Annotated in this window: 17 protein-coding genes; 9 read left to right on the forward strand and 8 right to left on the reverse strand. The window is 65.4% G+C overall.

The annotated features are described in order from the left end of the window. Position 1: 1 nt before the first annotated feature. Positions 2-2,206 carry a pyruvate, phosphate dikinase gene (locus tag ACFYOW_RS27445; RefSeq protein WP_387292593.1) on the reverse strand — a complete coding sequence of 735 codons (2,205 nt, stop codon included), beginning with the start codon at positions 2,204-2,206 and terminating at the stop codon, positions 2-4. Between the two features lie 171 nt (positions 2,207-2,377). Further along, positions 2,378-3,412 carry a zinc-binding dehydrogenase gene (locus ACFYOW_RS27450; protein ID WP_387292595.1) on the reverse strand — a complete coding sequence of 345 codons (1,035 nt, stop codon included), beginning with the start codon at positions 3,410-3,412 and terminating at the stop codon, positions 2,378-2,380. 231 nt (positions 3,413-3,643) lie between these two features. Between ACFYOW_RS27450 and ACFYOW_RS27455 the strand changes: the two genes are divergently transcribed. Together ACFYOW_RS27455 and ACFYOW_RS27460 are read left to right on the forward strand one after the other, a co-directional pair. Next, entirely contained in the window at positions 3,644-4,315 is a 672-nt protein-coding gene (locus tag ACFYOW_RS27455; RefSeq protein ID WP_387292597.1) for an AraC family transcriptional regulator, read from the forward strand. Between the two features lie 108 nt (positions 4,316-4,423). Continuing rightward, complete coding sequence (locus ACFYOW_RS27460) at positions 4,424-5,140, forward strand: maleylpyruvate isomerase family mycothiol-dependent enzyme (RefSeq protein ID WP_387292599.1); 717 nt, start codon at positions 4,424-4,426, stop codon at positions 5,138-5,140. Here ACFYOW_RS27460 and ACFYOW_RS27465 read toward each other — a convergent pair. After that, a complete protein-coding gene (locus ACFYOW_RS27465) occupies positions 5,106-7,376 on the reverse strand; it encodes an ATP-binding cassette domain-containing protein (RefSeq protein WP_387292601.1) in 2,271 nt (756 codons plus the stop codon). The two genes, ACFYOW_RS27460 and ACFYOW_RS27465, sit on opposite strands and share 35 nt — an antisense overlap. A 62-nt stretch (positions 7,377-7,438) precedes the next feature. Between ACFYOW_RS27465 and ACFYOW_RS27470 the strand changes: the two genes are divergently transcribed. Continuing rightward, positions 7,439-8,404 (forward strand): helix-turn-helix transcriptional regulator, encoded by a 966-nt coding sequence (locus ACFYOW_RS27470; protein WP_387292603.1) that lies wholly within the window; start codon positions 7,439-7,441, stop codon positions 8,402-8,404. Between the two features lie 458 nt (positions 8,405-8,862). Here ACFYOW_RS27470 and ACFYOW_RS27475 read toward each other — a convergent pair whose 3' ends face one another. The 4 genes from ACFYOW_RS27475 to ACFYOW_RS27490 are packed head-to-tail and all read right to left on the reverse strand — an operon-like array spanning position 8,863 to position 12,846. Further along, on the reverse strand, positions 8,863-9,678 hold the full coding sequence (locus tag ACFYOW_RS27475; RefSeq protein WP_387292605.1) for an SDR family NAD(P)-dependent oxidoreductase: 816 nt from the start codon (positions 9,676-9,678) through the stop codon (positions 8,863-8,865). Positions 9,679-9,693: 15 nt separating this feature from the next. Beyond that, complete coding sequence (locus ACFYOW_RS27480; protein WP_387292607.1) at positions 9,694-10,425, reverse strand: glucose 1-dehydrogenase; 732 nt, start codon at positions 10,423-10,425, stop codon at positions 9,694-9,696. A 1-nt stretch (position 10,426) separates the two neighbouring features. After that, the gene (gene kstD / locus ACFYOW_RS27485; RefSeq protein ID WP_387292609.1) at positions 10,427-12,094 is read right to left on the reverse strand and encodes a 3-oxosteroid 1-dehydrogenase; all 1,668 of its coding nucleotides are present in this window, start codon (positions 12,092-12,094) and stop codon (positions 10,427-10,429) included. 14 nt (positions 12,095-12,108) lie between these two features. Beyond that, the gene (locus ACFYOW_RS27490) at positions 12,109-12,846 is read right to left on the reverse strand and encodes a glucose 1-dehydrogenase (protein ID WP_387292611.1); all 738 of its coding nucleotides are present in this window, start codon (positions 12,844-12,846) and stop codon (positions 12,109-12,111) included. A gap of 214 nt (positions 12,847-13,060) precedes the next feature. Between ACFYOW_RS27490 and ACFYOW_RS27495 the strand changes: the two genes are divergently transcribed. The 6 genes from ACFYOW_RS27495 to ACFYOW_RS27520 all read left to right on the forward strand — a co-directional run bounded on the left by ACFYOW_RS27495 (position 13,061) and on the right by ACFYOW_RS27520 (position 17,448). After that, a complete protein-coding gene (locus ACFYOW_RS27495) occupies positions 13,061-14,257 on the forward strand; it encodes an LLM class flavin-dependent oxidoreductase (RefSeq protein ID WP_387292613.1) in 1,197 nt (398 codons plus the stop codon). Position 14,258: 1 nt separating this feature from the next. Further along, positions 14,259-15,044: a glucose 1-dehydrogenase gene (locus ACFYOW_RS27500; RefSeq protein ID WP_387292615.1), complete on the forward strand. Its 786-nt coding sequence runs from the start codon at positions 14,259-14,261 to the stop codon at positions 15,042-15,044. Between the two features lie 2 nt (positions 15,045-15,046). After that, positions 15,047-15,994 (forward strand): alpha/beta hydrolase, encoded by a 948-nt coding sequence (locus tag ACFYOW_RS27505; RefSeq protein ID WP_387292617.1) that lies wholly within the window; start codon positions 15,047-15,049, stop codon positions 15,992-15,994. Then, complete coding sequence (locus ACFYOW_RS27510) at positions 15,991-16,338, forward strand: VOC family protein (RefSeq protein ID WP_387292619.1); 348 nt, start codon at positions 15,991-15,993, stop codon at positions 16,336-16,338. The genes ACFYOW_RS27505 and ACFYOW_RS27510 overlap by 4 nt, the downstream gene beginning before the upstream one ends. Before the next feature lie 93 nt (positions 16,339-16,431). Further along, entirely contained in the window at positions 16,432-16,950 is a 519-nt protein-coding gene (locus ACFYOW_RS27515; RefSeq protein WP_387292621.1) for a hypothetical protein, read from the forward strand. 81 nt (positions 16,951-17,031) lie between these two features. Further along, positions 17,032-17,448: a nuclear transport factor 2 family protein gene (locus ACFYOW_RS27520; RefSeq protein WP_387292623.1), complete on the forward strand. Its 417-nt coding sequence runs from the start codon at positions 17,032-17,034 to the stop codon at positions 17,446-17,448. 108 nt (positions 17,449-17,556) lie between these two features. Here ACFYOW_RS27520 and ACFYOW_RS27525 read toward each other — a convergent pair whose 3' ends face one another. Beyond that, positions 17,557-18,990, reverse strand: coding sequence for an RNA-guided endonuclease InsQ/TnpB family protein (locus tag ACFYOW_RS27525; RefSeq protein ID WP_387292625.1), 1,434 nt, complete (start codon positions 18,988-18,990; stop codon positions 17,557-17,559). Positions 18,991-19,291 lie beyond the last annotated feature (301 nt).

The following is a 19,291-nucleotide window of genomic DNA, read 5'->3' on the forward strand; positions in this document are numbered from 1 at the left end:
GCTAGTGGGCTCGGCCCGCGGCGGCCTCGTCGGCGCGGCTCAGGCCGCACAGACCGATGAGGTCTTCGTGCAATTCGAACCACACCGTGTGATAGCTGTCCATGATCGGCCGAGCCACCCAGCTGTGGTCGCCGCCGTTCATCCGCTCGACGGCGCGGGCCAGGCGATCGGTGTACGGCACGAGGCGGGGCGCGATGGTGCCGATGCGTTCGACGAGGGGAGCGACGCCGTGGTGCAGTGTCGTCAAGCGCGCCAAAACCGCTGCGTCGTAGGTGTTGTCGGAATGATCGTTCACCGTGCTCGCGTCCTTCATCTGCCAGGCCGTGATGACTGCTTTCAGCTCGGCATTGAACTCGCAGAACTCATCGTAGGCCGCGGCGAGGTCGCTCCGGTCGAGATCGGCGCGCTCGTGTTCGAGAAGTCGGACTAGTTGTTCGCGGCCCTGTGGCGTCAGACGGACGCCCACGGGTGTGCTGGCGCATAGCCCGCGCGTAACGAAATCAGCAGTGCGCGAGGCGGCTTCGGCCTCGGCGATCGTAAGGCTGGCGGCGATGGCGTCCGGTTGTACTCGACCCTTGATGCCGATCAGGCGCAGTACGGCGAGTTCGGAGACTTTGTTGCCGTCGACTTCTCTGGGAACCGGCACATTGACCGCGTCGGAATCAGTTGCCGCTGAGCGATCTTCGTTCGGTTTCGACAGGAACTCGGGCAGCTCGGCCGAGTCGACCTGTGCCCATTGTGCGAGTCGCTCGACATCCTCGATCACCGAGGCATCCACCGCCTTTCCGCTCACTTGTCCCGGCCACACGGTGCCCGCCCCACCATCGACGGTGACGACGTGACCGGCCAATGCCTCGACAACCCCGGCGCCGCAGCCGACTACGCACGGACGGCCCAGCTCCCGGCTGACCAGCGCGGCATGCGAGGTGGCCCCGCCGAGTTCGGTGACGATGGCCCGCGCCGCGATCATCCCGTGCAGATCGTCCGGGCTGGTGGTCGGGCGCGCCAAGATCACCTGCTCGCCTGCGGCCGAACGGGTTTCGGCCTCGTCGGGATCGGTGACCACAATGCCGGTGGCAAGTCCCGGACATGCGGATTCACCCTGGGCGAGCGGGCTCAGCCCGGTATCGTCGCCCGATGCGGGCAGCAGGACGGTGCGCACCTGGTCGGCCCCGACGCGGCGCAATGCCTCATCGGCATCGATGAGCCCCTCATCGACCATGGCGACGGCGGCGCGAACCGCCGCGCGCGCAGAGCGTTTCGCCGGTCGAGACTGCAACAGCCACAGGCGACCGGATTCGACGGTGAACTCGATGTCCTGGATATCGCGACCGTCACGCTCGAGCAGCTCGGCGGCGGCGAGCAATTGGTGGTGCACCTGGGGCAGCGTCACCGCGAGTTCGTCGAGCGGGCGCGGGGTGGTGCGTCCCGAGACGACATCCTCACCTTGCCCGCCGACCAGCCATTCGCCGAAGACCGCACGCGCACCGGTATTCGGATTCCGGCTGAACAGCACGCCGGTCCCGGAGAGCGCGTCGAGATTCCCGAACACCATGGCCTGCACCGTGACCGCTGTACCGAGCGAGTCGGAAACACCCCGGGTGCGCCGATAGGTCTTGGCGCGCGCGGAATCCCACGAACGGAACACCGCGGTGATCGCGCCACGCACCTGCTCCCATGGATCCTCCGGCACCACGCCATCTGGATCACCTAGCACGATCTCCCGATACTGGGTGACGAACCGCCGCCGAGTATCGCCGGCGTATCCGGGATTTCGCGTCTCGGCGGTCAGCGCCCGCTCGACCGAGTCGTTCATCCCCAGATTCAGCACGGTATCCATCATCCCCGGCATACTCACCGCAGCCCCGGACCGCACCGACACCAGCAACGGATGTTGCGCGGCTCCGAAGCGCCGCCCCGTCCCACGCTCCAACGCGGCGATACCGTCGCGCACCCCCGCCCAGATCTCGTCGCCGAGGGCCCCGCCGTTGGCCCCGAATTCCGCCCATGCCTCGGTCGTCAGCACGAATGCGGGCGGCACCGGCAACCCCAACCGCCGCATATGATCAACGCTCCACGCCTTTCCCCCGATCCGCTCCCGCGAAAGCCCGCACGCCCCGTCGAGTTCCACAACGACCGAACCATCGGCACCGGCCCTCCCGAAGGCGGCCCCCGGTCGCTCCACCGGCTCCACTCCGATCGTCATAACACTCCTTTGATCATCGACAGCCATCGCGCACACAGCGCGTGACAAGGGCAGATCACCGGGCCGCCGGCCCGAACGCCCTGGCATTGGCGCAACCCCGCAGCGTGCACCCGCGGGCAGCCCGATTTCAGCCTGCCGCCCCGCTCCGCTCCGGCGTACCGGACGTCCCGGTCAGCAGGATGCGCCGACCTCGACGCTTCCCGGCAATGGCCGTGGCTCGGGCACTACGACAAGCTTTCCGGTGGCTTGGTTGTTCTCCATGTACCGGTGGGCCGCGACGATGTCGTCCAGGCCGAACACATGGTCGATGTTGGGTCGATAGACGCCGGCTTCGACTTGGTGGATGACGCGCTGCAAAACGGTCGTGCCGGCGCTGCCCTTGATGTCGTCGCTGTGGAAAGCCGTGAGCTTGGTTCCGGACGGGATCATCGCTATCGGTTCGAAGTCGGGGATCAGCCATCCGCTGAGCGAGCCTGCCACACACACCGTCCCGCCTCGGCGGACGAGGTGCAGTGAGTCCACCGCCGTGCTCGCTCCGACGAGATCCAGCACATAATCCGGACCTTCGGGCCATACCGCGTGCACGCTCGCCGTCAGCGATGCACCGGTGTCGAGGAGTACGTGGTCGACACCGGCCGCGGTCAATGCGCCGATCTTGCCTTGCCGCCGAGTGGTGGCCGCGATCTCGATGCCGTAGCCGGACGCGATCGACGCGGCAGCCATCCCTACCGAGGAGGTCCCACCGCGGATCAGCAACCGCCCCTGGTCACCGGGCACAACCCCCAACGCATCCAGCGAACCCTGCGCAGTCAGGTACGTCTCAGGTAGCGCGGCCAGGACGTCCCAAGGCAACGTAGTGGTGACAGGCATCAGTAGCGAGTTCGGCAACAACACGTATTCCGCGTAGCCGCCGTCGAACTCTCGGCCCATCTCACCCATCACCGCCGCAACGGTCGTCCCTTCCGGCAGCATCGGATCGGTCGAGGCGGCCACGGTTCCCACACATTCGATCCCGAGCACCCGCGGGAACGTCACCTTCGGGGAATGCCCCTGACGGGTCCTCAGTTCCGACCGGTTCAAGCCCGCGCCCTGCACCCGCACGAGGCTCCAGCCATCTCGAACGGCTGGTACCGGCAGCTCACGGACCTCGAGTACCTCCGGACCACCGGCTCTGACACAGACCGCAGCCCGCATTGTCGTACGCACGCCGCCTCGACGGTGTGAGGTCGCAGTGCCGGCCGAGTGAAAATCATCGCGCATGGGTTCACTGTCGCCGGAAGACGGTGTGGCTGACCACCGATAGAATGCCAACTTATGCCCGTTGGCCGCCAACTTGACCGGACCGGTCAGACGTCCCGTCTCTGGCCCTCCGGAGGCGTACATCTGTGGCCGTCGGGGGGAACGAGCACGGTGCATTCCCATCCACGTGGACACCTCGTGTACGCCGCCCATGGCGTCCTATCGGTGCACACCGAACGCGGCACTTCGATCGTTCCAGCCAACCGAGTCGCATGGACCCCAGCCGGATTCGCGCATTACCACCGCGCGCACAGCCACACCGATATGCGGATCCTGTTCCTACCGGCATCCCTGGCCCGGCTCGCACCGGACCATCCCGCCGTCTTCACGGTCTCCGACCTCGCCCGCGAAATCCTGCTCACCCTCACGGGCGCACGCGAGCGAGACCGCGCTGCGCTCACGCGGCTCCGTCGAGTCCTCGTCGATGAACTCCACGAAGCACACGAGCAGCCCTTGCAACTACCGGAACCACACGATGATCGGTTGCAAGCCATCGCACAGGTGCTGTACCAGCAGCCCGCGGACAACAGCTCACTTGCCGACCTCGGGCAGAGGATCGGAGCCAGCGCCCGCACTCTCAGCCGACTGTTCCACAACGAACTCGGCATGACCTTCTATCAGTGGCGCACCCAACTACGGATCTATCACGCACTCGTCCTGCTCGCTGACGGCCACGACACGACCCGCGTCGCCCACGCCTGCGGATGGGCGAACCCCAGCAGCTTCATCACCGCCTTCACCGACATCATCGGGACCACCCCGGGCCGCTACCGAACCGGTCGACACGGCCGTACCACTCGAATGACCTGAGCAGCTGGTCCTTTCATCGAGGGCCTGGTAACAGGCGCAGCCTTGAGTTGGTCAGCCTATCTGACTATGGTAGTCAGGGAAGCTGACTAAACTGTATCGGAGGCCGATATGGACCGGGATGCGCAGTGGCGGGTCATCGAGCAACAGCGACGCGCCGTCGCCGACGTGCTCGACGATCTCGCGCCGCATGAGTGGGAGCTGCCGTCGCTGTGTGCGGGCTGGCGGATTCGGGATGTGGCCGCGCATATTGCCTTGGCGCCGCAGCCGCCCGGTCCGGTGGATATGGTTCGTGCGGGGCTGCGGGCGCGCGGGCGGTTCCATCGGCTGAATCACGATGTGTCCGTTCGCTATGCCGACGCGGGACAGGATCTCGTCGCCGAGATCCGGGCGCATGCGGCATCGCGAAAACTGCCGACGGTCACCAACTATCGCAATATCCTCTACGACATCATGGTGCACGGTCAGGACATCGCCATCCCGACCGGCAGACAGATCGACCTCCCGATCGAAGCCGCGGCGACGGCGGCCACTCGGGTGTGGACCATGGGGTGGCCGTTCTGGGCGAAGCACCGGCTCACGGGCTTTCGGCTCATCGCCACGGACGCCGATTGGGTGGTGGGTACCGGAGACGAAGTACGTGGCCGCATCGCCGACCTGCTGTTGCTGACTACGGGCCGCTCGGTTGTGCTGCCGCGCTTGTCCGGTGCCGGTGTCGGCAAGCTCTGGATGCGATTGTCGTATCGAAATCTGGTCCGCGGGTGCGCCGGTCGGGTCGACGGATCGCGGCACGTCATGCGACGCTGCGCCGCAGATAGTCGGCTGTGATGGAACACTGATCGTCGAGTAGGGCCGACGGTGTTCCGGTGAAGACGATTTCGCCGCCGTGCTTGCCGCCGTCCGGTCCGAGATCGATCACCCAGTCGGCCCGTTTCACCACCTCGAGATCGTGTTCGATGACGATGACGGTACTGCCCGCGTCGACCAGCCGGTCCAGCAGGGCGATCAGAGCGTCGACATCGGCCATGTGCAGTCCGGTGGTCGGCTCGTCGAGTACGTAGACGCCGCCGCTGCGGTGCAGGTGATCGGCGAGTTTGATGCGTTGACGTTCACCGCCGGACAGTGAACTCAGCGAGCGACCGAGCGTCAGATAGCCGAGACCGACCTCGTTCAATGCCCGCAGCGGAGTCCGAATCTTGCTGCCCGCATTGCCATTCCAGAAGTCGAGAGCCTGCTCCGCGGTCATATCCAACACATCGGCGATGGACGCACCGCGCACGGTATAGCCCAGCACTTCGGGACGATAGCGGCGTCCGTGACAGCTCTGACACACGGTGGTGATCGGATCCATGTAGGCGAGATCGGTGAAAATGACGCCTGCCCCGCCGCATTCGGCGCATGCACCCTCGGAATTGAAGCTGAACAGTCCCGGCTTGACGCCGTGCTCCTTGGCGAACAACTGCCGCATCGGGTCCATGATGCCGATGTAGGTGGCGGGGCTCGAACGTCGGGAGGCGGCTATGGCGGACTGGTCGACGGCGATCGCCTGCGGGTAGGCGCGCACGAAGGCGCCGGATACCAACGTGCTCTTGCCCGAACCCGCCACACCGGTGACCACGGTGAGCACGCCCGTGGGAAACCGTGCGGTCAGATTCTTCAGGTTGTACGAATCCGCGCCGGTCACCGTGAACCAGCCGGTCGGGGTGCGGCTCGTACTTTTGACCGGCTGTACCCGCCGTAGCTGCTCACCGGTCGACGTGCCCGAGGTGCGCAATTTTTCCACGGTGCCCTGGAAGACGACCTGACCGCCGTGCCCGCCCGCGCCAGGTCCCATATCCACGATATGGTCGGCGACGGCGATGACATCGGGGGAGTGTTCGACCACCAGCACCGTATTGCCCTTGTCGCGCAACTGGATCAGCAACTTGTTCAATCGGCCGATATCGCGCGGATGCATGCCGACGCTCGGTTCGTCGAAAATGTAGGTCATCCCGGTGAGACTGGATCCGAGATGACGAACGACCTTGAGCCGCTGTGCTTCTCCGCCGGAAAGTGTGGATGTCTCGCGATCCAGTGAGAGGTAGCCGAGGCCCACCTGCTCGATCCGGCGCAACCGGGCGATGGCGGCATCGACGATCGGTGCGGCGGGCGTCCCATCGAGCTCGCCGAGCACATCGATGAGGTCGGTTACCTCCATGCGGCCGAAGTCGGCAATGCCCAGCCCGTTGATCCGGCTCGCCAGCGCGTCGGAATTCAGCCGTGCGCCATCGCATTCTGGACACGTCTGCGCATGGACGACCGCCATCGCCGCCGCTCGATTCTTATCGCTCAGCGCACCGAGGTCGCGCTTGATGTAGAGCCGGTCGAAACGTTCCAGCAGTCCCTCATAGGCATTGCTGCCCACCGAGCCGGTCTTGTTGCGGCGCGGTACCCGGAATCCGTTGCCGCGCAGGAACAGCTGCCACTCATCCGGAGTGAAATCGCGTAATGGCTTGTCCGGATCGAAAAGACCGGACTCGGCGTAGATCTGCCACTGGAATGTCCCCACCGCGAACGGTGGAAAGCTTATGGCGCCCTCGTTGAGCGATTTGGCGGTGTCGAGCAACTTGTCCAGATCCGGCCGCACCACTTGGCCGAGCCCGCCGCACTCGGGACACATGCCCGACGGGTCGTTGAACGAATAGCGGGTCGCTGCACCGGCACTCGGCTCGCTGTACCGCGAGAACAGCACACGAATGATGGACTGGATATCGGTCATGGTGCCGACGGTGGAGCGGGAATTGCCGCCGATCGGCTTCTGATCGACCACCACCGCGGGTGCCAGATTGTCGATCACATCGGCCTCGGGCCGCTCGTACTTGGGCAGTCGGTTGCGGATGAACCAGGTGAAGGTCTCATTGAGCTGACGCTGCGATTCGATGGCCACGGTGCCGAAGACCACCGACGATTTGCCCGATCCGGATACGCCGGTGAAGACGACGATCTTGCCTTTCGGGATGGCGAGGGAGATATTGCGCAGGTTGTTGGCGCGGGCCCCGATGATCTGGATGGTGTCTGCGTTCACGATCGCCACGGTAGGCGCCAATGAGGTCAGGAACGGTCCTCATTCCGGCGGATACTGGAGCTGTGACCGAAACCGCCGCCCGACTACTGCAACTGCTTTCCCTGCTGCAGACTCGCCGCGAATGGAGCGGGCCCGAGCTGGCCGAACGCCTCGGCGTGACGGTCCGGACGGTGCGCCGCGATATCGAGCGGCTGCGGGAACTGGAATATCCGGTGCATGCCAGCCTCGGTTCGGTCGGTGGCTACCGCCTGGAGGCGGGGACTGCACTGCCGCCGCTGCTGCTCGACGACGAAGAGGCCGTCGCGATCACCCTCGGACTGCGCAATGCCGCGCTGGGCGCGGTCGAGGGCATCGACGAGTCATCGGCGCGGGCACTGGTCAAGCTGCAACAGGTGCTGCCCGCCCGACTCCGCCGCCGAGTCGAGGCCGTCGGGTCGGCAACGGTGTCGCTGGGAGGCCCCGCAGCCGGACCGATGGTCGACCCGGAAACCCTGGTCGTCCTGGCCGCTGCCTGCCGCGACCGCGAACGCATCCGCTTCCACTACCGCGATAAAGGCGATACCGAAACCCGCCGCCTGACCGAACCCCACAGCCTCGTCTCCGCGGGCCGCCGCTGGTACCTGGTCGCCTGGGACATCGACCGCACCGACTGGCGCACCTTCCGCGTAGACCGCATTGGTTCTCCGCAACCGATCGGAATACGCAGCACCCCAAGGCAATTACCCGCCGAAGACGCGGCCGCCTTCGTCACCCGGTCCCTGGCCCGCTCCCGCTCGCTGCGCCGAGTCGTCTTCCTCGTCCACGCCTCGGCCCCGCAGCTGATCGAAACCTTCCGAGTCCGCCCCGAGGAAATCGAGCCCATCGATGACAAAACCTGCCTGCTCCGCACCTCCGCCGACTCACTGGAATGGACTGCCGTGCGAATCGCCCACCTCGGCCTGGAATTCGAGGTCAGAGAACCACCGGAGATGGTGGAAATGTTGGCCGACCTCGGCGCGAAATTATTGCGCGCTGCCGGAGCGAGTTGAACACGGAAATGGTGCAGAGTGCGATCAGCGAGATAGCGCGTAAAAGCCGGGCGCGGCAGCGCAATCGGTCGTAGCAACCGTGACAGCGCGTGGTGTTTCGGCCAGCGGACTCGGGGTGCCGTAGAGCATGGCGACGATGACGGCCAGTACGAATAAGCTGCCGAGGGCTAGGGCGATCTGTACCCATGATGGGCAGGTTTGCTGCGTGGATCTGGTCCTGAACTGTGATGCGTACCCGAATGGTGCGGGCCGCGGTTGGTGCCGATATTTCACCAGGTGTTCCCTTGAAGTCGTTGAGACACAACTTGATTCGCGGTGGAACGGCGACTTCATCCGAGTCCGGAGTCATCGCGTGGGGAATATCCTGACAGCACAGCAGTTTTAGAGCAACCACTTCCGAAAAATTCGGTGAACCGGTCCGTCAAGCCCGGTTCACCGTCGACAAAGTGCCGACCGGTCTATACCTCATTCCGCATCTGGGCGGTAATGATGCGCTGATAGCCGGAGCCGAAGATTCGTGGCAGCAAATCGATTACGCGTGCATCGGTCCCGATGAGGATCTTCGCCTTATCCTTTCGGATCCCGCGCAGGATGGTCTTCGCCGCGGATTCGGGTGTCGTCTTGGCCAGCCTGTCGAAGTTGGCGGCCAGTGCGTCACGGTCGCGGTCACCGCCCGCGCGAGCCTTCCACGCGATTTCGGTCTTGATCATGCCGGGATGGACGCTGCTGACCCCGACCGGATGGCCTGCGATCTTCATCTCCTGGCGCAGTGCGTCGGTGAAGCCGCGGATGCCGAATTTGGTTGCGTTGTAGGCCGCTTGGCTCGGGCAGGCCGCGAGACCGAACATGCTGGAGACATTGGCGATATGACCGTCACCGGAAGCGATCACCTGCGGCAGAAAGGCTTTCGTGCCGTACATGACTCCCCAGAAGTTGATATCGACGATCCACTCGAAGTCTTCCCAGGTCAGCTCCTCGATATTGGCGGTGAGCGAGACGCCCGCATTGTTGACCACGACATTGGCCGGGCCGAAGTCGGATCGGACCTCATCGGCATGTGCGTAGACGGCGGCACGGTCGGTGACGTCCAGCTTGTATGCTCGTGCCTTGGCGCCGGCTTGCTCGCACAACGCGGCGGTTTCGTTGACATTGGCCAGATTTCGCCCGGACAACGCCAGCTTCGCGCCGTGGTCCGCGAGCTCCAGCGCGAGGGCGCGGCCGATGCCCGCGCCCGCGCCGGTAATGACGACGACCTTGTCCTCAAAGTTCTTCACAGCAGCTGTCCTTGGTCATTTGGTGGTGTAGCCGCCGTCGGCGACGAATTCGGAGCCCGTGCAGAAACTTGCCTCATCGGAGATGAGGAACAGCACGAGATCGGCCAGCTCACCGGGTGCCGCGGCACGGGGGAGCGGCTGGTCGTGCACCATCGAGTGCGAGCGATCGGAATCGGCGGTCATCTCGGTGGCTACGACGCCGGGATGCACCGAGTTGACCCGGATGCCGTCGGCGCCGAACTCCTGGGCGGCGGCCTTGGTCATCCCGCGCACCGCCCATTTGGAGGCGACGTAGCCGAGGATATTGCTGAATGCGATGATGCCGCCGATCGAGGAGATATTGACGATCGAGCCGCCGCCCGCCCGGCGCATCGACGGCACCACGGCTTTCATGCCGAGGAATACCCCGACCTGGTTCACATCGATCACCCGCCGGTAGTCCGCCTCGGCGAGCCGCTCGATCGGGTCGACGTGCACGATGCCCGCGTTGTTGACCAGCCCGGAGACCGGCCCGAAGGTGCGTTCGGCCTCGGCAACCATTGCGGCCCAGGCGGATTCGTCGGTGACATCGAGGGGACAGAACACCGCATGGTCGCCGAGTTCGGCGGCCACCGCCTTCCCCTCCTCGACGAGCACATCCGCCGCGACCACCGAGGCGCCCTCGCTGATCAGTCGACGGGCGAATGCCGCACCCATACCGCGCGCGCCTCCGGTCACGATGACCGTCTTGCCACTCACTCTGTCCACGTCATGCTCCTGAATCGGCGATGTGCTCGGCCGCGATATAGCCGAAAACCATGGCGGGTCCGATGGTCGCTCCCGCACCCGCGTAGCTGTTGCCCATGACGGCGGCCGAATTGTTACCCGCCGCGTACAGTCCGGCGATCGGCGCGCCGTCTTCACGCAGTACCCGGGAGTGCTCGTCGGTGACCAGGCCGCCCTTGGTGCCCAGATCGCCGGGCACCATCTCGACCGCGTAGAAGGGTCCCTGATCGATAGGTGCCAGACAGGGGTTCGGTTGCACAGTGGGATCGCCGTAGTAGCGGTCGTAGGCGGACTCGCCGCGATGGAAGTCCTCGTCGCGTCCGGCACGCGCGAAACCGTTGAACCGCTGCACGGTTGCGATCAAGGAATCGGCCGGAACACCGATCTTGGTGGCGAGTTCGGCGAGCGTGTCGGCCTTCTTGATGATTCCGGCATCGAAATACTTCTGCGGGATGGCCTGTTTCGGGAAGGTACCGAGGAACAGGTATCGATCGCGGAAGCGCTGGTCCATGATGAAGTGGGCGGGCACATGGCCCACACCGGTCGCGTTCCGCTCGTACATGGTGTGCACCACATCGACATAGCTGGCCGATTCATTGGTGAACCGCTCGCCCGCATCATTGACCATGATCGCGCCGGGCTGGGATCGCTCGGCCAGGCAGAAGAACGGCGGCCCGTCCGGATTGCGCACCGACGGTCCCCACCAGGCATCGTCCATCAGATCCAAAGCTGCGCCTAGCTTTTCGCCCGCCCGGATACCGTCACCGACATTCTCGGTCGCGCCGACGGTCCAGTCGGTGCTGACCGGCTCGGTGAAGAACTGTTTGCGCATTTCCAGGTTGTGCTCGAAACCACCGGCGGCGAGCACCACACCGCGCCGCGCACGGATGACGATCGGTGCACCATCGCGCTGCGCGCGCACCCCTACCACCGCGTCGTCGGCGGTAATCAGTTCGGTGAGTGGAGTATTCAGCCAGACCGGCACACCCGCATCGCGCAGCGCCAGCCACAGCCGGGCTACCAGCGCCTTGCCCAGGCTCAGCGGCTGCCGTCCCCGGATCCGGTTCAACACCGCCTTGGCGCCGACCTTCATCGCGGTGCGCTTACCCTTCCAGGTGCGCGCGATCATATTCAGGTCGTGGAAGTCGCTGACGGTGAATGCGATTCCCTTCGGGCCGGACATGGTCGGCCGGTTGATCAGCTCGAGATCCTTGCCGAGCAGTCGGCCGTCGATAATCGCCGGTTCGATGCTGCGGCCCTGCGCGAGTCCACCGGGCAGCTCAGGATGGTAGTCGGAATAGCCGCGGTCGTAGACGAATTGGAGGTGGTCGGTGCGTGCGCCGAGATAGGTCATCATGCGCGGACCGTTGTCCAGGAAAGCGTCCTGTTTGACCTGTGGAACACGGTCGCCGACAACGGATTTCAAGTAGACCCGGGCCAGATCCGGGCTGTCGGGCACACCCTCTCGTACCAGCACCGGATTGTTCGGAATCCATACGCCGCCGCCGGAGCGGGCGGTGGAACCGCCGAAGCTGCCGCTCTTCTCGATCAGCACCACCGAAAGCCCGCGATAGGCGGCGGTGAGCGCGGCGGTCATCCCCGCCGCACCCGAGCCGACGACCACGACGTCGTAGGTGTATTCCTCGGACATCTGGCTCCCTTTCCCTAGTAACCGGCGCCGGTGAGCATGCCGCCGTCGATGACGACCTCGGTTCCGGTGCAATAGCTCGCGGCGTCCGAGGCCAGGAAGACGGCCGCCTCGGAGACCTCGCCGGGCTGTCCCCAGCGCGGAATCGGCAATCCGGCGAAGAAGGTATTGCCGTCGACACCCGAGCCCGCCGCCGCCGTCATCGGCGTCGCGATACCGCCGGGATGGATGGAGTTGACCCGGATTCCGCTCGCGCCGAGCTCGCGCGCCGCCGATTTGGTCAGTCCGCGAATGGCGAATTTGCTTGCGCTGTAAGCCGATAGGCCCGCCGCGCCGACGAATCCCTCGACCGAGGAGATATTGACGATCGCGCCGCCGCCGGTCATGGCGGGCGCGGCGGATTTGATGCCAAGCCAGGTGCCGGTGACATTCACCGTCATGATCGTGGTGAAATCGGCCAGGCTCATCTCGGCGATGCGCTGGAACCGCAGCAGGCCGGCATTGTTGACGAGCACATCGAGCTTGCCGAACTCGTCCACCGCGGTCCGCACCGCGGCCGCCCAGTCGGCCTCGCTGGTCACATCGTGGTGCAGATAGCGTGCGCCGGTTTCGGCGGCCAACTGTTCGCCCTGCTCATCGAGCACATCGCCGAACACCACCCGCGCACCCTCGGCAACGAAGCGGCGGACATGTTCGGCGCCCATTCCGCGCGCTGCGCCGGTGATCAGCGCGACCTTGTCATCGAGTCGACCCACGTCAGGTCCGTCCTTTCTCCGGCGTCGGTTCGAACGCCGTATGCGCTATCGACGCTATGGGCGCGCGGGCGGCGCGAACCGGAATAGTCCCATCCACCGAGACATGCACCTGACCTCAACAAGAGCATCGGAAATATTTCTACTAGGCATATTGATTTGGGGGATGGCAGCCGGCGGAGCCGGCGGGGTGGGAATAACAGAGTGGAGGCAATGCATGAAGTTCTCGATGATCTTCGAGGCACAGATGACCGACCCGTCGGCCGATCACGAAAAGCAGGTACTGCGCGACTGCGTCGAGCAGGCGGTACTGGCCGAGGAGATGGGGTTCGACACCGTCTGGGCGGTCGAACATCACGGCTTGAAGTGGTACGCGCATATGAGCGCCCCGGAGATCTTCCTGACCTGGGTGGCCGCGCGCACCGAGCGGATCCGCATCGGCCACGGCGTGGTGTGCATGCCGTTCAACTTCAATCACCCGGTGCGCGCCGCCGAACGCGCGGCCATGCTCGATGTGCTCTCCAACGGACGGGTGAACCTCGGCGCGGGCCGCGGCGCGACCCCGCAGGAGACCTCCATGTGCGGTGTCGATCCCGACCGCACCTATCAGGAGGTCGAGGAGTCGCTGCGGATCATCGGCAAGGCCTGGCAGGATCCGGAGGGCGAATTCGAATGGCACGGTGAGCTGCTCGATATCGATCCCCACCCGATGCTCCCGCGTCCGGTGCAACTGCCGCATCCGCCGCTGTTCATGGCGTGCACCAAGAAGGACACGCTGAAGCTGGCCGCCGACTACGGAATCGGCGCGCTGGTACTGGGTTTCGCGGGTGTGGAGGAGATCGCCGAACTGCGTCGCACCTATGACGCGGCCATCGCCGAGCGGACCGGGGAGAAGTTCGTCTCCACGATGGTCAACGATCACTTCGCGGCACTATGCCCGACAATCGTGCTCGACGACCGGGAGAAGGCGCAGCAGATCGGCGCGCGTGGACAGCGGTTCTTCGCGCAGTCCATCAAGCACTGGTACGGCGCGGGTCCGGTACCGGACGAGGCCGTCGATCCGAATGTGGACGAGGTGGCCAAGATTCGCGAGGCCGCCGATGAGCATGTGGCGTATCTGCACGAGGCGAAGATTCCGGTGAAGACCGGGGCCACATCGGTTTTCAATGCCGAGCACGCGTACGGCAGCCCGGAGGACGCCATCGCGTACGTCGAGCGGCTGCAGGCGGCCGGTGCCGACGAGATCCTGTGCCTGATCCAGATGGGGACGGTGCCGCAGGAGGCATGTCTGGAGACCATTCGGCATTGGGGCGAGAAGGTCATTCCACACTTCCGGGGAGCGGAGCGAGCCGGAAACATCGGGCAGAGCAGCGCAGCTGAGCGTGCCGAGACAACTGAATTCCAGGGAGCTTGAGATGGCCGATCTCACTGGCAAAGTCGCCCTCATCACCGGTGCCGCTCGTGGCCAGGGTGAGCAGGAAGCCCGTCTGTTCGCCGCGGCCGGCGCACGTGTCGTCCTCACCGACGTACTCGAATCCGAGGGCCAGGCAGTTGCCGAATCCATCGGTGACTCAGCCCGTTTCGTCCGCCATGACGTCAGCAGCGCCACCGAATGGGCTGCCGCCGTCGATACCGCGGTCACCGAATTCGGCAGCATCGATGTGCTGGTGAACAATGCCGCGATCTACACCGCCAAACCGCTCGTCGAGACCTCCGCCGCGGAACTCGAACGCATTCTGCGCATCAACCTGATCGGGTCGTTCCTCGGCATCCAGGCCGTCGTGGATCCGATGCGGGCGGCGGGCGGTTCGATCGTGAATATCTCGTCGCAGGCCGGATTGCAGGGCCTGATGGGACATTCCGCGTACGGTGCGTCCAAATGGGCGCTGCGCGGATTGACGAAGACGGCCGCGCTCGAGTTGGGGCCGCTCGGAATCCGGGTCAACTCGGTGCATCCGGGTCCGATCGCGACACCGATGATCGGGCACCTCGGGCTGAACACCGGTCCCGGCAGCTTTCCCTCGCTGCCGCTCGGCCGCGTCGGATTGCCCTCGGAGGTAGCGGATTTGGTGGCATTCCTCGCCTCCGATGCCGCCGCGTTCATCACCGGTGCGGAATTGGCCGTCGACGGCGGATTGTCGGCGGGACAGTTCATTCCGCCGGACGCGCTGCCGCCGGTCGGAGCCGTGGGCGAGGCCTGAGCATGCCGCTGAAGCCCGAAGCTCAGGTGATCGTCGATCTAGCCTCGGCGGCGTTTCCCGCGCTGGGCACCGAAGTGCTCGATGCCGCCGAGGCGCGCCGGATGCTTGCCGCGCGTCCGGCGGCCCAGGTCGATCCGATTCCGGTGGGTCGGGTCGAAGAGCGGTTGGTGCCGGGACCTGTTGGGGCACCTGAGGTTCGGGTTCGCATGTACTGGCCCGCCGAGTGCGATGCCGACGTGCCGGTCGTGATGTTCTGCCACGGTGGCGGTTTCGTCATCTGTGACCTCGACAGTCACGATCAGCTGTGTCGTGCGATGAGCAATGGTGTCGGTGCGATCGTGGTTTCGGTCGACTACCGGCAGGCCCCCGAACATCGGTTTCCGGCAGCCGCAGAGGATGCGTACGCGGTCTTGAAATGGATTGCGGCCCAGGCGAGTTCCTTCGGTGGCGATCCGGCCCGCATCGGGGTGGCCGGTGACAGCGCCGGCGGCAACCTGGCCGCCGTCACGGCACTGCTGGCCCGGGATCGCCGTGGCCCGGTCATCGCCCATCAACTGCTTGTCTATCCGATGCTCGATCCGGCCCGTGACACCGTCTCCTATCAGGAGAATGCCTACGGTTACTTCGTCACCGATGACCATTTGCGCTGGTATTGGGAGCAATACCTCGCCTCGGCCGCCGATGCCGACAACCCGTACGCCGCACCCCCGCGCGCGGTCGACCTGTCGGGCCTCCCGCCCGCCTACCTCATCACCGCCGAATTCGACCCACTTCGCGATGAGGGCGAGGCCTACGGTCGGCGGCTGCGGGATGCGGATGTCGAGGTCGTCACGATTCGCTACGACGGCCAATTCCACGGCTTCTTCAGCATGGCCGACAACCTGTCGGATGCCGAAGCCGCTGCCGCCCAAGCCTTTTCGGCCATTCGCCGAGCAATGGAGAAGTCATGACCGTCGAACGTCTCGGCACCATCTTCCCGGCCGACAACCTCACCGCCGCAATAGATCTGCTCACCGCGGTACTCGGCACCACCGCAACGTTCGTCGACGGTGATCGGTGGGCGCAATTCGATATCGGACCGACCCGGGTCATGCTCGCCGGTGCCGATGAACGCGACATCCCCTCCCTCGCCGTCAAGGTCGGCGACCTGGACGCGACCCTCGCGCGCCTGCGCGCCGCCGGATTCCCGGTCGACGATCCGGTCACCGGACCGCACGAACGACGCACCTCGGTCCGCCCGTCCCGCGAATCCCCGTGGGCGATAGTCCTGTACGAGCCCGCCTCCGCCGGATAAACGGCCGGTGTGGTTCGGATAACTTCGCGCGCCACCCTCCATACGCTACCGTATGGGCAGTGTTCCATACGGGACCGAATGGAGGGTTGGGTCATGGTTCGAAATATCCACCAGCGGGAGTACCCGGTGCCCGCGGATCAGCTCGGCGCATTGCTTGTCATGGCCGCCGAGCCGGAGAGTCCGGTGTGGCCGCCCGGCTGGCCCGCACTGGTCCTCGACCGGCCACTCGGTGTCGGGGCCGACGGCGGACATGGCGTCATCCGATATCGCTGTACTGAATGGGTACCGGGCCGCCGCGTGGAGTTCACCGTCGCACCCGGATCCTTCCTGGTCGGCACGCACAGCCTCGACGTGCTCGACGGCCCGTGGCCGGACAGCAGCATCCTGCGCCACGAGATCGACTGCCGCCTGCGCGGAATCGGCCACCTGTTGTGGCCCCTGGCCATCCGCTGGATCCACGACGCGATGATCGAGGCGCTGCTCGACCGGACCGCGGTCTCCCTCGGCCACCCGCCCGTCACCCCGGCCCGCCCATCGCCGTGGGTGGACTTCCTGCGCTGGATCATGAAGCGCCGCCCATCGGCACGGACCCCCGATAAAGCAGCGGCGTGAGCAGTCGCTCGTCCGTTACTGTCGCCGATAACCGGACTAGGCCTCATCTTCGGCAGGAATGTGGGGCGGCAGGAGGCTTTCATGGCATTGTCGACGCAGGATCGGTTCGACATCGGCGACCTGATCGCGCTGCACGGACATCTGATGGACGCGGGCGAGCTCGACCGGATGGATGAGCTGTTCACTGCGGAAATCACCTACGACCTCAGTGATTTCGGTGCCGGTGAGCTACACGGGATTCCGGCGCTGCAGGAGGCCGCGGTCGCGCTCGGCAATGGGAATCCGGTCGGGCATCACATTACGAATGTAGTCATCGCCGAGGTGGACGGCGCGGTTCGGGTGCGGTCCAAGGCGATCGGGATCTATGCGGATGGGACCAGCGGCAGCGTCGAATACGACGATACGGTCGTGCGTGTGGCAACCGGTTGGCGCATCTCGTATCGGCGGGTGATCGTGCACAAGCTGCCGCTGGGTGGGCGAGCGACCAGGTGGGCTTAGGGCGACAAACCGACCGCTTTTCTACTTTTCTCGGCTACATATTTGTTACAGCGTGTCTGAAAACCCTTACGGGTGTTGCAGGCACCGCCCTTCTCGGGCGTCGTCGGTTCACGCCACGAAGGTGTGAACGTCGGTTCCCGCGTCGTCCGGGCCGGTCTCACCAGCACCCGTAGGGTGCTGGTGAGCGCCTTCCCGTCGGCGGGCATTGGTAACCCGGCCCCCTGCTTGGGGGTCCGGGGATCGAGGAGAGTCTTCATACTGGAGCGTCGGCCAGGCGGCGAGGTTGACCGCCGCGTTGTGGTCGCGGTCGGCGCAGAACCCGCACCCGCAGGCGAACACTCGATCCGACAAGGCCAGTTCGGTGTTCACGGTCTCGCACTTCGAACAGCGTTTACTCGACGCATACCAGCGGTCGGCGGTGACCACGGTGCCGCCGCGCCAGGATTGCTTGTAGTGCAAGAGCCGCGCGAAGTCGGCCCATCCGGCGTCACCGATCGCGCGCGCCAGGCGCCGATTGCGGAGCATGCCCGCCACGTGTAGGTCTTCGAGGACGAGCCGGTCGTGGGTTTTGACCAGCCTGTTGGTGGCCTGATGCAGAAAATGACGGCGAATAGCAGCGATTCGGTGGTGGTGGCGCGCCAGGCGGGCGGCGGCGTCTTTGCGGTTGCGGGATCCTTTCCGTTTGCGGGACAACGCTTTCGCCAGCCGCCGCTGCTGTGCCATCCCGGTGGCCAGGGGTTTGGGTGGGGCGTCGATGCGGGCGACGTCGGTGCCGTCGGCGGTGGCGGCGACCAGGAACACTGACAACCCACGATCGAGTCCCACCCAGCCACCGTCATCGTCGGCTGCGCGCGGCGGGTGGTGGCAGGCGGGATGCAGGTCGGCGGCCTCGGTCACGATGCTGATCTGCCAGCGACCCGCCCGGAATGTGATGGTGGCGGCCACGATTTTCGCCTGGCTTTTCGCGAGCATGCGCCGCAGGCTGCGAGTGTCCTCGCGCACCCGCAGCATCCCGACGCCGGGCAGGGTGATCGAGCGTGCGATGTTGTTTTCGCCGACGCGGATCGCCGCACGACCGGTCTTGGATAGTTTGTTGCGTAGCCGAAACGATGGGGTGGTGGTGTGTTTTTTCTTGATCCGGGGGAATCCGACGCGCCTGCCTTTGCGTTTGCCGGTGCGGGAGTCGGAGAATGCGGTCAGGGCGCGCCCGCAGTCGACGGCGGCTTCTTCGAACACCTGTTGGCACACCTCGGTGCGCCAGGCAAGCCCGGTCACCTCGACTTCGGCGACGCCCGCCGCGTTGACGGCGATCACGCGCCCGGCGGCTTCGGTTTTCTTCCATGTATTGAAGGCGTTGATCAGGCTGTATCCGGTCCACGGGACCGAATGGCCGGGATCGGTTTTCCTTTGGGTGAGAGCGGTTTTGACGAAGTCGAGGGATTTGTTGAACGCGAACCGAGCCGCTCCGGCGTGGCGTGCGAGCACGGCTTGCTGCTCGACGGTGGGGTCGAGGCAATACCGGAAGGAGGTGTGGCGGCTCATCACCGGTGAGTGTGACACGAGCCACCGACAATAACGGGCGACTCCGGTGACCGGCGGTGTCACGCGAATCCGATCCCGAGTTCTCAGATACGCTCTTAGCCGCATACGGACGGTCGTGCGTTGATAGTGTCGCGCAATGTCGGATATGCGGGACGCTCATCTCGAAGCCGAGGCTCCCGCCGATCGCCCGGTCGCGCGGCCCAAGGTTGATCCGCAGCGGACAGTACCGGACAAGATCGAGGTCGACGACGAAGAGAAGCCCGCGCGGATACTGCGCGGATGGGCCGAGTGGGTGGTGGCG

It is taken from the genome of Nocardia sp. NPDC006982, assembly GCF_042869435.1.
In the GTDB taxonomy this organism is placed as follows: Bacteria; Actinomycetota; Actinomycetes; order Mycobacteriales; family Mycobacteriaceae; genus Nocardia.